General features: G+C 54.9%; 10 protein-coding genes. 4 read left to right on the forward strand and 6 right to left on the reverse strand.

Going from position 1 to position 13,728, the window contains the following annotated elements; translation table 11 throughout:
• The first annotated feature begins 46 nt into the window (after window positions 1-46).
• The 3 genes from ldtD to LJA86_RS03225 all read left to right on the forward strand — a co-directional run bounded on the left by ldtD (window position 47) and on the right by LJA86_RS03225 (window position 3,264).
• Window positions 47-1,870: a L,D-transpeptidase gene (gene ldtD, locus LJA86_RS03215; protein ID WP_229225636.1), complete on the forward strand. Its 1,824-nt coding sequence runs from the start codon at window positions 47-49 to the stop codon at window positions 1,868-1,870.
• Between the two features lie 174 nt (window positions 1,871-2,044).
• Complete coding sequence (locus LJA86_RS03220; RefSeq protein WP_014169403.1) at window positions 2,045-2,596, forward strand: YcbK family protein; 552 nt, start codon at window positions 2,045-2,047, stop codon at window positions 2,594-2,596.
• 20 nt (window positions 2,597-2,616) lie between these two features.
• Entirely contained in the window at window positions 2,617-3,264 is a 648-nt protein-coding gene (locus LJA86_RS03225; RefSeq protein ID WP_063621313.1) for an MBL fold metallo-hydrolase, read from the forward strand.
• 48 nt (window positions 3,265-3,312) lie between these two features.
• Here LJA86_RS03225 and aspC read toward each other — a convergent pair whose 3' ends face one another.
• From aspC to pncB, 4 genes are all read right to left on the reverse strand, one after another.
• Window positions 3,313-4,503: an aspartate transaminase gene (gene aspC / locus LJA86_RS03230; RefSeq protein WP_045908377.1), complete on the reverse strand. Its 1,191-nt coding sequence runs from the start codon at window positions 4,501-4,503 to the stop codon at window positions 3,313-3,315.
• A 184-nt stretch (window positions 4,504-4,687) separates the two neighbouring features.
• Window positions 4,688-5,821, reverse strand: a complete 1,134-nt coding sequence (locus LJA86_RS03235; RefSeq protein ID WP_111966978.1) for a porin — start codon at window positions 5,819-5,821, stop codon at window positions 4,688-4,690.
• A 605-nt stretch (window positions 5,822-6,426) separates the two neighbouring features.
• Entirely contained in the window at window positions 6,427-7,827 is a 1,401-nt protein-coding gene (gene asnS, locus LJA86_RS03240; protein WP_023615887.1) for an asparagine--tRNA ligase, read from the reverse strand.
• Window positions 7,828-7,993: 166 nt separating this feature from the next.
• Window positions 7,994-9,196 (reverse strand): nicotinate phosphoribosyltransferase, encoded by a 1,203-nt coding sequence (gene pncB, locus LJA86_RS03245; protein WP_048027215.1) that lies wholly within the window; start codon window positions 9,194-9,196, stop codon window positions 7,994-7,996.
• Window positions 9,197-9,450: 254 nt separating this feature from the next.
• Between pncB and pepN the strand changes: the two genes are divergently transcribed.
• Window positions 9,451-12,063: an aminopeptidase N gene (gene pepN / locus LJA86_RS03250; protein WP_047651293.1), complete on the forward strand. Its 2,613-nt coding sequence runs from the start codon at window positions 9,451-9,453 to the stop codon at window positions 12,061-12,063.
• Between the two features lie 105 nt (window positions 12,064-12,168).
• On the opposite strand, the gene ssuB is transcribed toward pepN, so the two are convergent.
• Both ssuB and ssuC read right to left on the reverse strand, forming a co-directional pair.
• Window positions 12,169-12,939, reverse strand: a complete 771-nt coding sequence (gene ssuB, locus LJA86_RS03255) for an aliphatic sulfonates ABC transporter ATP-binding protein (protein WP_048027219.1) — start codon at window positions 12,937-12,939, stop codon at window positions 12,169-12,171.
• Complete coding sequence (gene ssuC, locus LJA86_RS03260) at window positions 12,936-13,727, reverse strand: aliphatic sulfonate ABC transporter permease SsuC (RefSeq protein ID WP_229225637.1); 792 nt, start codon at window positions 13,725-13,727, stop codon at window positions 12,936-12,938. The genes ssuB and ssuC overlap by 4 nt, the downstream gene beginning before the upstream one ends.
• Window position 13,728: the final 1 nt, after the last annotated feature.

Genomic DNA, 13,728 nt, shown 5'->3' on the forward strand with positions numbered 1-13,728 from the left:
GAAAGCCCCAACGTGATGGGCATGTCGTGAAAACAGGGGGCAAGGGATGTTGCTTAAGAAAGAATGTGGTCGTCAGCTGTCGGCGCTTAGTTTATGCCTGGCAGTGATGTTTGCTCCACTGTTAACCGCCCAGGCCGACGAGCCTGAAATTGTGCCGACTGACAGCTCGGCAACGACAGGCACGCAGCCTACGTCGTTGTCCCAGCCGCTGGAACAGTCTCCGGCGACGGCTATCATGGCCGGTATTAAGCCGCTGCCGGAAGGCATCGATGCCGAATCGCTCAGCCAGCAGCTGCAGTCAGGGCTGCCGTCAGGCTACACGCCGGTCTATATCAATCAGCTCACGCTCCTCTATGCTGCCCGCGATATGAAACCGATGTGGGAAAACCGCGATGCCGTGCGCGCCTTCCAGCAGCAGCTGGCGGAGGTCGCGATTGCCGGGTTTCAGCCACAGTTTACAAAGTGGGTTGAGTTGTTAACCGATCCTGCCGTGTCCGGTCAGGCACGTGACGTCGTGCTTTCCGATGCCATGATGGGCTATCTGCAGTTTGTGGCGGGTATTCCGGTCAATGGCAACCGCTGGCTGTACAGCGATAAGCCGTATAAGCTGGCGACGCCGGCGCTGTCGGTGATTAACCAGTGGCAGTTAGCCCTGGATAACGGCGAACTGCCGCGCTTTATTGCCAGCCTCGCACCGGCACATCCACAATATGCCACTCTGCACCAGTCGCTTCTCGCGCTGGTGGGCGACTCGCGTCCATGGCCGCAGATGCGCGGCACCGCGACGCTGCGTCCGGGGCAGTGGAGCAGCGATGTGCCTGCTCTGCGTGAGATCCTGACGCGCTCCGGTCTTCTTGATGGCGGGCCACATATCGCTCTGCCTGGTGACGATCCACAAAACGCGGCGGTCAGCCCGTCAGCGCCCGTGAAAGAGAAAAAAGCGATTGCCGTCAGCAATAAACCTGCAGCATACGATCGTGAGCTGGTTGCGGCAGTGAAGCAATTCCAGGCCGCTCAGGGACTGGGAGCCGATGGAGTCATTGGCCAGACGACACGAGACTGGCTGAACGTATCGCCTGCGCAGCGGGCTGGGGTGCTGGCGCTCAATATCCAGCGTTTGCGCCTGCTGCCTGGAACCCTCTCTACCGGGATTATGGTTAACATTCCGGCGTATTCACTGGTCTATTACCAGGACGGTAGCGAAAAACTGGCGTCACGCGTGATTGTCGGGCGTCCGGATCGCAAAACGCCGATGATGAGCAGCGCGCTGAATAACGTGGTGGTTAACCCGCCGTGGAACGTGCCACCGACGCTGGCGCGTAAAGACATTCTACCGAAGGTCTGGAACGATCCGGGTTATCTGGAACGTCATGGTTATACGGTGATGCGTGGCTGGAACAGTAAAGAGGCCATCGATCCTTATATGGTCGACTGGTCGACAATCACGGCTTCTAACCTGCCGTTCCGTTTCCAGCAGGCACCGGGGGCGCATAACTCTTTAGGGCGTTACAAATTCAATATGCCGAGTTCTGACGCTATCTATCTGCACGATACACCGAACCACAATCTGTTCCAGAAAGATACGCGCGCGCTGAGTTCTGGCTGCGTGCGCGTGAACAAAGCCTCGGAGCTGGCCAATATGCTGCTGCAGGATGCGGGCTGGAACGATACGCGCATTTCGGATGCCCTGAAGCAGGGGGATACGCGTTACGTTAATATTCGACACAATATTCCGGTCAATCTTTACTATCTGACGGCGTTTGTTGGCGAAGACGGGCGGACTCAGTACCGTACAGATATTTACAATTATGATCTCACCGCGCGATCCGGCGCACAAATTTTGCCAAAAGCGGAACAATTAATCAGGTAAATGAAGCAGTTCGGGAAAAATGATTGTCGTAAGTTAGGGTGAATAAGGGGCTATATCGCTGCAAGCCGCGTATTCACTGGGGTTGGGCGCCTTGACGTACCCGGTTTTGCCAGTTAAGGTGCCCTTCGTGCGCTAAGCATATTACGATTTCTTTTACCTGTAGACCTGATTATCATGGACAAATTTGACGCTAATCGCCGCAAACTGCTGGCGTTAGGTGGTGTTGCGCTTGGCGCAGCGGCCATCTTGCCGACGCCAGCATTTGCCACCCTCTCGACACCTCGTCCGCGAGTTTTAACGCTCAACAATCTTCATACCGGTGAGTCGTTAAAAGCGGAGTTCTTCGATGGCAGAGGCTATATTCAGGATGAATTAGCAAGACTTAACCATTTTTTCCGTGATTTCCGCGCGAATAAAATTAAAGCCATCGACCCAGGACTGTTTGATCAGCTTTTCCGCCTTCAGGGCCTGCTGGGTACCAGCAAGCCGGTGCAGCTTATTTCTGGTTATCGCTCGGTTGATACCAATAATGAACTGCGCGCCCACAGTCGCGGGGTAGCGAAAAAAAGCTATCACACGAAGGGCCAGGCAATGGATTTCCATATTGAGGGCGTTTCGTTAGCCAATATTCGCAAAGCTGCGTTATCTATGCGCGCAGGTGGTGTAGGATATTACCCCAGCAGCAACTTTGTGCATATTGATACCGGTCCGGTTCGGCACTGGTAATAACGAAACACAGGAGCAGTATGAACTATCGTATTATTCCGGTTACCGCGTTCTCCCAGAATTGTTCACTCATCTGGTGCGAACAAACTAAACTGGCCGCGCTTGTCGATCCCGGCGGTGACGCTGAGAAGATCAAGCAGGAAGTCGCCGACAGCGGCGTGACGCTCATGCAGATTTTACTGACGCATGGTCACCTCGACCATGTGGGCGCAGCGGCTGAACTGGCTGAACACTACGGCGTGCCGATTGTCGGTCCGGAAAAAGAAGATGAGTTCTGGCTGCAGGGGTTACCTGCCCAAAGCCGCATGTTTGGCCTTGATGAGTGTCAGCCTCTGACGCCCGATCGCTGGCTGGATGAAGGAGAGCGCGTTAGCATAGGGAATGTGACTTTACAGGTGTTGCATTGTCCTGGGCATACGCCAGGCCATATCGTCTTCTTTGATGACCAGTCCCGTCTGCTGATCTCCGGCGATGTGATTTTCAAAGGTGGCGTAGGACGCAGCGATTTTCCGCGCGGCGATCACGGACAGCTGATTCAGTCGATTAAACAGAAGTTATTGCCGCTGGGTGATGATGTGACGTTTATCCCTGGGCACGGTCCGATGTCGACGCTGGGCTATGAACGGCTCCATAATCCGTTCCTTCAGGATGAAATGCCTGTCTGGTAACCCGCATAAAAAAAGCCTGCATAATGCAGGCTTTTTTATAGGCGCAAATTACAGTACGGCGACAATCGCTTCGCACAGCGGCGCCATGTTGTCAGGCGTCATGCCTGCAACGTTCACGCGGCCAGACGCCACGGCGTACACGCCGAACTCTTCACGCAGACGCAGAACCTGCTCTTTGGTCAGGCCGCTGAAAGAGAACATGCCGTTCTGTTTGATGATAAAGCTGAAGTCGCGATCCGCGCCTTTCTCCGCCAGGGTGTTCACAAACAGCAGGCGCATGCGCTGAATACGCTGACGCATATCGTTCAGCTCTTGTTCCCAGATGGCGCGCAGCGCATCGTTGCTCAGGATAGTCGCAACGACAGATGCACCGTGAGCCGGCGGGTTAGAGTAGTTAGCGCGGATAACGGATTTCATCTGGCTGAACGCGCGATCGACGGTCTCATCGTTAGCCGCAACCAGCGTACAGGCACCTACACGCTCATTATACAGACCAAAGTTCTTGGAATAGGAACTGGCAACGATCAGCTCCTGATGCACGGCAGCGAACGCGCGCAGGCCTTCAGCATCTTCTTCCAGACCACGGGCGAAGCCCTGGTAGGCAAAGTCAAACAGCGGCAGCCAGCCTTTCTCTACGGACAGCTTCGCCAGGTGTTCCCACTGCTCAAGCGTTGGATCGATACCGGTTGGGTTGTGGCAGCAGCCGTGGAACAGCACCACGTCACCCGCCTGCGCTTCGTTCAGGCTTGCCAGCAGGCCGTCAAAGTCCAGAGAGTGGTTTGCTGCGTCGTAGTAGGCGTATTCACGCACTTCCAGACCCGCAGAGTTAAACACGCTCTTGTGGTTCGGCCAGCTTGGATTGCTTACCCAGACACGCTTCACAGAGGTGTTTTTCGCAAGGAAATCCGCCGCCACGCGCAGCGCGCCGGTACCGCCCGGGGTCTGAGCTGTACGGGCACGTTTGTCACTCACAATTGCGCTGCCTTTACCGAACAGCAGCTCCTGGGTGCAGCGACCAAATTCAGGGATACCATCAATACCGAGGTAGTTTTTGGTGGTTTCGTTTTCCAGCAGATACTGCTCAGCTTTCTTAACGCTGGTCAGTACCGGAGTTTTGCCGGTTTCATCTTTATATACACCAATACCCAGGTTGATTTTGCCAGGGCGGTCGTCGGCACGAAACAGATCGGCCAGGCCCAGAATCGGGTCGGCAGGAGCGGCGGTAATGTTCTCAAACATGACGAAGTTCCATTGTGATTACAGAAGTGAAATCCGCTATCAGGTTAACGGTAGATTTACAAAATGCCAACCGTTTGCGACGAAAAGCGTGCGGCTTTTCAAAAGTCGCCATTATTTTCTGTCAGGCATAAAAAAACAGGGCCGAAGCCCTGTTCATTAAGCATATAACAAAGTGGTGTACTGATTAGAACTGGTAAACAGCTGCCAGGCCAACCTGGTCGTCGGTACCAACCCAGCCGCCGCCAGTGCGCTTGGCCTGATCTTCGTCGATCAGGTTGATACGGTAGTCAGCAGATACGTTGAAGTTTTTGTTGAAGTAGTAAGTAGCACCAACTTCAACGTACTTAGCCAGATCTGCATCGCCGCCAGATACGGTGTTCAGGTTTTTACCTTTACTCTGGACGTAGGAGAGGGACGGACGCAGGCCGAAGTCGAACTGGTACTGAGCAATGACTTCGAAGTTCTGGGTTTTATTCGCTACGTTGAACACGTCACCATCAGCATCCGGAGTATTAGAACCGGTGCTGTTGCCCAGGATGCTCATGTTGCGGGTTTCTGCATACACAGCTGCCAGATACAGGCTGTTGGCATCGTATTTACCGCCAATTGCCCATGCTTCAGCTTTGTCGCCCTTACCATCGGCCTTCTGGTCAACAGTACGGTTAGCATTGCTGTACGCACCAGTCAGAGCAAAGCCACTGCCGAAGTCATAAGCTACAGAGTAACCAACACCGTCGCCATTCGCACGACGCAGGTCAGCGCGTTCGTTTTTAGCCTGGTACTGGAGACCGAAGCTCAGACCATCAACCAGACCGAAGAAATCGTTGTTACGGTAGGTCAGCAGGCCAGTAGAACGGCTGGTCATGTAGTTATCAACATAACCACCACCCCAGGTTTCGCCGGACCAGGTTGGCGCCATGTCGGTGTAGGATTCTACATCGTATACGATGCCGTAGTTACGGCCGTAGTCGAGGCTACCAGCGTCAGCCATTTTCAGGCCAGCGAAAGCCAGACGAGTACGAGTAGAGTTGTTTGCAGATTGTTCACCTTCCGCAGAGCTTGCCAGTGCACGGTATTCCCACTGACCATAACCGGTCAGTTGGTCGTTGATCTGAGTTTCGCCTTTGAAACCGATCTGAGCGTAAGTTGAATCTGAGTTATTGGTGTTATCACCATTGGTAACGAAGTCACGCTCAGCATTAACTTTCCCGTACAGATCCAGTTTGTTGCCGTTCTTGTTATAGATTTCTGCAGCGTTCGCTGCACCGGCTACCAGCAGGGCAGGGATTACCACTGCCAGAATATTGCGCTTCATCATTATTTATTACCCTCATTGGTTTTTTTATGACACTCGCCACTGCCGTCAATAAATTCTGTCAATAAATATTTCCGGAACTATTGATGAGAGTTTGGTGTCTTTATGTATCTGACAGGCATCTTTCCATTCGCCGAAGCGTTTCGCTAGCCTGAAAGTGCTACAATTCTCAAGATTAGGTAACCAAAAGAAAATATGTGTAACTAAATGTGTATTTTTGGGAACTTTGTGAACCACCTCAAACTTCAGAGCGTCCTGGCGAATTAAGCGACAGGACATATCCTATATATATGAATTCCTTATGATTAATTTGGATAAAGGCATTTCATATAAACAGACGCTAAACGACTCGTTTTTTCTTATGGCGCCGAAAAGCCTTCTAGATGGCTGTAAAACTGGTTGAAACTTGTGCTATCGCTTGAGAATGTAATAATCGCAATAAGAATGGGGTTTATTTTTTGTGGCTGGATATTTCGTGGAAATAAAACGTAACAACCAGGGATTGTGACGGGGTGATGGTTTAAAGAAGCTGACTTTGCGCTGACGAAAACTGACAATGCAGAATAAAATAATGGCCAGCATAAGCTGGCCATTTTAGTCTTTACTGATTAGAAGCTGGCGTTACGTGGTGTACGTGGGAACGGAATCACGTCACGAACGTTCTGCACACCGGTCACGTAGGCGATCAGACGCTCGAAGCCCAGACCAAAACCAGCGTGCGGTACGGTACCGTAACGACGCAGATCGCGGTACCAGCTGTAGTCCGCAGGGTTGAGACCCATCTCTTCCATACGCGCGTCCAGCACGTCAAGACGCTCTTCACGCTGTGAACCACCGATGATTTCACCGATGCCCGGCGCCAGGACGTCCATCGCCGCCACGGTTTTACCGTCTTCGTTAAGGCGCATATAGAAGGCCTTAATGTCTTTCGGATAGTTTTTAACGACAACCGGCGCTTTGAAATGCTTCTCGGCCAGATAGCGCTCGTGCTCAGACGCCAGGTCTACGCCCCAGTAAACCGGGTTCTCGAACTTCTCACCGCATTTCTCGAGGATCGCCACCGCATCGGTGTAGTCCACCTGCGCAAAATCGGCAGAGACGAAGCGCTCCAGACGAGCTACTGCGTCGCTGTCTACGCGCTCGGCGAAGAATTTCATGTCGTCCGGACGCTCTTCCAGCACCGCTTTGAAGACATACTTCAGCATCGCTTCCGCCAGACCCGCGACATCGTCCAGGTTGGCGAACGCCACTTCAGGCTCCAGCATCCAGAATTCCGCCAGGTGACGGCTGGTGTTGGAGTTTTCGGCACGGAAGGTAGGGCCAAAGGTGTAGATTTTAGACAGCGCGCAGGCGTACGTTTCGCCGTTGAGCTGACCGGATACGGTCAGGAAGGCCTCTTTACCAAAGAAGTCTTTGTCATAGTCCACTTTACCTTCCGGGGTGCGCGGCAGGTTTTCGAGATCCAGCGTTGAGACGCGGAACATCTCACCGGCGCCTTCCGTATCGGACGCGGTGATCAGCGGGGTAGACACCCAGAAATAACCCTGCTCATCGAAGAAACGATGCAGCGCCTGCGCCAGCGTATGACGTACGCGAGCAACCGCACCAATCAGGTTGGTACGTGGACGCAGGTGCGCCACTTCACGCAGATACTCAATGCTGTGACGTTTAGCCGCCATCGGATAGGTATCCGGATCTTCAACCCAGCCGGTGACTTCAATGGCAGAAGCCTGAATTTCGAAACTCTGACCCTGACCCGGGGATGCCACGACCACGCCGGTGACAATAACGGAACAGCCCGTCGTCAGGTGCAGAACGTCATCATTGTAATTGGGCAGAGAATTATTAATGACGGCCTGTACAGGATCAAAGCAGGAACCGTCATAGACGGCAAGGAAGGAGATGCCAGCTTTAGAATCTCGGCGGGTACGCACCCATCCGCGCACGGTGACTTCCTGGTCAACGGCGACACGGCCCTGGAGTACGTCGGCTACAGGCACAACGCTCATAATATTCTCTCTGTTAATAGTCGGAAAAAATAAACACTTGTCCACCCTTATGGGGGGATATCTATGTTACCTGCCATCCGCTATCAGACAAGTAAATTTCGCAGTCAAAAGAGAAGAATTGAGAAATAAATAAGAAGAGGGGAGCCATGAAGGCTCCCTTAAGCGCTTAACTGGCTTTTTTGATCTGGGGAAGATCGAAGGCTTTGCGCAATGCGCGGACAAACGCCTTGTCATGGCAGATGGTTTTGCCCGGGCTGTCGGAGAGTTTCGCCACCGGCTTGCCGTTACATTCCACCAGCTTTATCACGATATTCAGAGGTTTTACCTGAGGGATGTCGCAGGTTAACCGGGTACCAATCCCGAAGCTCAGGTTCACTCTGGCGTTGAAATGGCGATAGAGTTCGACGGCTTTCGCCAGATCGAGGTTATCGGAGAAGACCAGCACCTTGCTCATCGGGTCAATGCCCAGTTTCTCGTAATGGGCAATGGCCTTCTCGCCCCACTCAATCGGATCCCCTGAATCGTGGCGTAGCCCCTGATAACGCTCCGCAAATTCAGGTCCAAAGTCGCGCAGGAAGGCATCCATCGTAATACAGTCGGTAAGGGCGATCCCGAGTTGATTCGGGTACTCCTCAAGCCATGCGGCCAGTGCCGCGCGCTGGCTGTTTGCCAGGTCAGGGCTGATCTGCTGATGCGCCTGGAACCACTCGTGTGCCTGGGTACCCATTGGCGTCAGGTTGAGGCGACGGGCCAGATCGTAGTTACTGGTGCCCACGAACCATGGCTCCTGTTGCAGACGTTTAACGATGGCCTCCTGGACGTCGCGCGAAAAACGGCGACGGGTGCCAAAGTCCATCAGGCGGAAGCGGGACATGTCCAGCCCTGCGGTCAGCGTGGAGAAGTCAGCGAGCTTATTTTCCAGCGAGGCAACCGCCTGCGCTACGCCCGTTTCCGGTGAGCGATAGCGGTGAGCCAGTTCACTGATCACCGCCAGAAGCGGCACTTCCCACATGATCACTTCCCGCCACGGACCTTCAAGGCGAATATCCAGCTTGCCGTTATCGTTAACCACGGTGACCTGCTCCGGTCTATAGCGGAAATCGCGCAGCCAGTTCAGGTAGTCGGCTTTGAAGAAAGGCAGGCCAGAAAGCCACTGATATTCCTCGTCCTGCAGCGTCAGATGCTGCATAGCATTGACCTGTTCACGAATGGCGTCTGCGTAGATACCGAGCAAGTCGTCGCCACGGCAGCGGAATTCCGCCGCGACATGAACGTCATAGTAATGGTGGAAAACGGCTTGCTGCATGTGCAGTTTATACGCGTCGGTATCCAGCAACGTATGCAGAACTGGAGAAGCGAATTGAGTCATAGGTGCGCAGTAGCATCCTCTCACAGGAGCGTTTAGTACAATAAACAACTCCGGAGTATACCTTGTTTAGTGATTTATTGAACCCCGATCACAACATAAGCGCGTTTTATGGTCGAGGGCATTTTGTGCCCCGTGTTATACAAATGTAGCAAAAAAAGGTGTTGACCCTGAAAAGATGAACATTCTGCATAGCGCGTTTTGCGCAACAGGAATATATTGAAACGTTACTCGACAAACGATGCATAAGGTTTTCTATGACACAACAGCCACAAGCCAAATACCGCCACGACTACCGTGCGCCGGATTATCTGATTAGCGAAATCGATCTGACTTTTGACCTGGATGCCACTAAAACCGTTGTCACGGCGGTGAGTCAGGTGACGCGCCACAGCGCAACTGCCGTGCCGCTGCGTCTGGATGGCGAAGACCTGACGCTGGTCTCCCTGCATATTAATGATGAAGCCTGGTCGGACTATAAAGAAGAAAACAACCAGCTGGTCATCGACAACCTGCCGGATCAGTTTACGCTGCGCATCGTGAATGAAATCAGCCCGGCCGCCAATACCGCGCTGGAAGGGCTGTACCAGTCTGGCGTGGCGCTGTGTACCCAGTGTGAAGCGGAAGGGTTCCGCCACATTACCTGGTATCTCGACCGCCCGGATGTCCTGGCGCGCTTCACCACTAAAATCATCGCCGATAAAACCCTGTATCCCTTCCTGCTCTCCAACGGCAACCGCGTAGGTGAAGGCGAGCTGGAGAATGGCCGTCACTGGGTTCAGTGGCAGGATCCCTTCCCGAAACCGTGCTACCTGTTTGCGCTGGTGGCGGGCGATTTCGACGTGCTGCGCGACACCTTCAAAACGCGCTCAGGCCGCGAGGTGGCGCTGGAGCTGTTTGTTGATCGTGGTAACCTGGACCGCGCGCCGTGGGCGATGACCTCGCTCATCAACTCCATGAAGTGGGACGAAGAGCGCTTCGGCCTCGAATATGACCTCGACATCTATATGATCGTCGCCGTTGATTTCTTCAACATGGGCGCAATGGAAAACAAAGGCCTGAACGTCTTTAACTCCAAATACGTGCTGGCGCGCACCGATACCGCCACCGATAAAGATTATCTCGATATCGAACGCGTCATCGGCCACGAATATTTCCACAACTGGACCGGTAACCGCGTCACCTGCCGCGACTGGTTCCAGCTGAGCCTGAAAGAGGGCCTGACCGTCTTCCGTGACCAGGAGTTTAGCTCCGATCTGGGGTCACGCGCGGTGAACCGCATCAACAACGTGCGTACCATGCGCGGCCTGCAGTTTGCGGAAGATGCCAGCCCAATGGCGCATCCAATCCGCCCGGATAAAGTCATCGAAATGAATAACTTCTACACCCTGACGGTGTATGAGAAAGGCGCTGAAATTATCCGCATGATCCACACTCTGCTGGGTGAAGAGAACTTCCAGAAAGGGATGCAGCTCTACTTCGAGCGTCATGACGGCAGCGCGGCCACCTGCGACGATTTTGTGCAGGCAATGGAAGATGCCTCTAATGTCGATCTTTCCCACTTCCGCCGCTGGTACAGCCAGGCCGGTACGCCGATTGTTACCGTCAAAGACGATTACAATCCAGAAACCGAGCAGTACACCCTGACCATCAGCCAGCGCACGCCGCCGACGGCAGAGCAGGAAGAGAAATACCCGCTGCATATTCCGTTCAGCATTGAGCTGTACGATAACGAAGGCAAAGTCATTCCACTGCAGAAGGGTGGCCACCCGGTACACCACGTGCTGAACGTGACCCAGGCCGAGCAGACCTTTATCTTCGATAACGTCTATTTCCAGCCGGTGCCTGCGCTGCTGTGTGAATTTTCCGCGCCGGTGAAGCTGGAGTACAAGTGGAGCGATCAGCAACTGACGTTCCTGATGCGTCACGCGCGTAACGACTTCTCCCGCTGGGATGCCGCACAAAGCCTGCTGGCGACCTACATCAAACTCAACGTCAACCGTCATCAGCAGGGCCAGCCGCTGTCGCTGCCTGTTCACGTAGCTGACGCGTTCCGCGCGATCCTGCTGGATGAGAAGATTGACCCGGCGCTCGCGGCTGAAATTCTGACCCTGCCGTCAGCAACGGAAATCGCGGAGTTGTTCGAGATTATCGATCCGATCGCGATCGTGGCGGTGCGTGAAGCGCTGACCCGTACGCTGGCTGCTGAGCTGGCGGACGAGTTCCTCGCCATTTATAACGCCAACAAGCTCGACGCTTATCGCGTTGAGCACGCGGACATCGGTAAACGTTCTCTGCGCAACACCTGCCTGCGCTATCTGGCGTTTGGTGAAACCGAGCTGGCGAACACCCTGGTGAGCAAGCAGTATCACGAAGCGGATAACATGACCGACGCGCTGGCCGCGCTGGGCGCAAGCGTTGCCGCCGAACTGCCGTGCCGCGATGCGCTGATGCAGGAGTACGACGACAAGTGGCATCAGGATGGCCTGGTGATGGACAAGTGGTTCATCCTGCAGGCGACCAGCCCGGCGGCCGATGCCCTCAGCAACGTGCGCAGCCTGCTGAAGCATCGCTCCTTTACCCTGAGCAACCCAAACCGCGTGCGTTCGCTGATTGGCGCGTTTGCCAGCAGCAACCCGGCCGCGTTCCACGCCGAAGACGGCAGCGGTTATCAGTTCATGGTGGAAATGCTGACCGAGCTGAACAGCCGTAACCCGCAGGTGGCGTCGCGTCTGATTGAGCCGCTGATCCGTCTGAAACGCTACGATGCGAAGCGTCAGGCGAAGATGCGTGCCGCGCTTGAGCAGCTGAAAGGGCTGGAAAACCTGTCTGGCGATCTGTACGAGAAGATTGCTAAAGCCTTAGCGTGATGTAGAAAAAAAGCCCGGTGGGCAGGTAAAAGCAAAACGGCAACCGAGGTTGCCGTTTTTAGTGTTTTCTCCCTCTCCCACATGGAGAGGGCCGGAGTGAGGGTATCAGACATTAGCCTTAACTCGCCGCAACTCCGTTTCCCCTCGCTTCATCACCCGATCCAATACCTCAGCCTCCAGCTCCGCCAGTCTTGCCGAACCCACGCGACGAGGCCGCGGAAGATCCACCGTCAGATCCAGACCGATTTTCCCTTCCTCTATTAACAGCACCCGGTCGGCCATTGCGACGGCTTCACTCACGTCATGCGTCACCAGCAGTACCGTAAAGCCGTGCGCCTGCCAGAGGGATCCAATCAAATCCTGCATTTCGATTCGCGTCAGGGCGTCGAGCGCGCCCAGCGGTTCATCGAGCAACAGCAGGCCCGGACGGTGAATTAACGCCCGCGCCAGCGCCACGCGCTGCTTCTGTCCACCCGAAAGGGCTGCAGGCCATTCATCGGCGCGATTTTCCAGCCCAACGGCGGCCAGCGCCTGGCGGGCTTCATCCCGCCAGCTCCCCTTAAGGCCGAGCCCGACATTGTCGATAACCGTTTTCCACGGCAGCAGCCGCGCGTCCTGGAACATCATGCGGGTATCGTCCTGGATATTCGCAAGCGGCGTTGTCCCTGCCAGAATGTCGCCGCCGTTGGGGGCTTCCAGTCCGGCCAGCAGCCGTAGCAGCGTACTCTTGCCGCCGCCGCTGCGCCCGACAACGGCCACAAACTGTCCGGCGGGAATATGCAGATCCAGCCCGTTAAGAATGGTGTTTTCGCCGTAGCGTTTGGTGACGCCGTTCAGCAGTAACGGGGTCCCCTGATTCAGTCGTGCCGTATTCATGCTTTCGCCTCCTGAAGGGTATAGGCCGGGTTCCAGCGCAGCCAGCTGCGCTCCAGCCACTGGGCGCTGACGTCAGCGAGTTTGCCGAGCAGGGCATAAAGGATAATGGCAACCACCACCACGTCCGTTTGCAGGAATTCACGGGCGTTCATCGCCAGGTAGCCAATCCCGGAGTTAGCTGAGATGGTTTCCGCCACAATCAGCGTCAGCCACATCAGGCCGAGCGCAAAACGCACGCCGACCATAATGGAGGGCAGGGCACCCGGCAGAATCACATGAATAAAGAGGGAAAAACCCGATAAGCCATAGCTGCGCGCCATCTCCACCAGACCGCGATCGATATTGCGGATGCCGTGCCAGGTATTGATGTAAATCGGGAACAGCGTGCCCAGCGCCACAAGGAAGATCTTGGCACTCTCATCAATTCCAAACCACAAAATGACCAGCGGGATCAGCGCCAGATGCGGCACATTACGCAGCATCTGGATGGAGGTATCCAGCAGCCGTTCACCCCAGCGTGAAAGGCCGCTGATCAGGCCCAGGACCAGCCCGATACTGCCGCCGATGGAAAACCCGATCACGGCGCGCCAGGAGCTGATCGCCAGGTGCTGCCACAGTTCTCCGCTAACGCTCAGCGACCAGAACGCTTCTACAACGCCCTCCGGAGAGGGCAGAATGCGGCTCGACAGCCAGCCGGTAGACGATGCGAGCTGCCAGAGCGCCACAATGCCGACGGGTAAAAACCACGGTGCGGTGCGCAGCAGCCATTTTTGTGAGGTGGCAGACATG

The organism is Enterobacter sp. TCD1-1, assembly GCF_020567405.1.
GTDB lineage: Bacteria > Pseudomonadota > Gammaproteobacteria > Enterobacterales > Enterobacteriaceae > Enterobacter > Enterobacter quasiroggenkampii.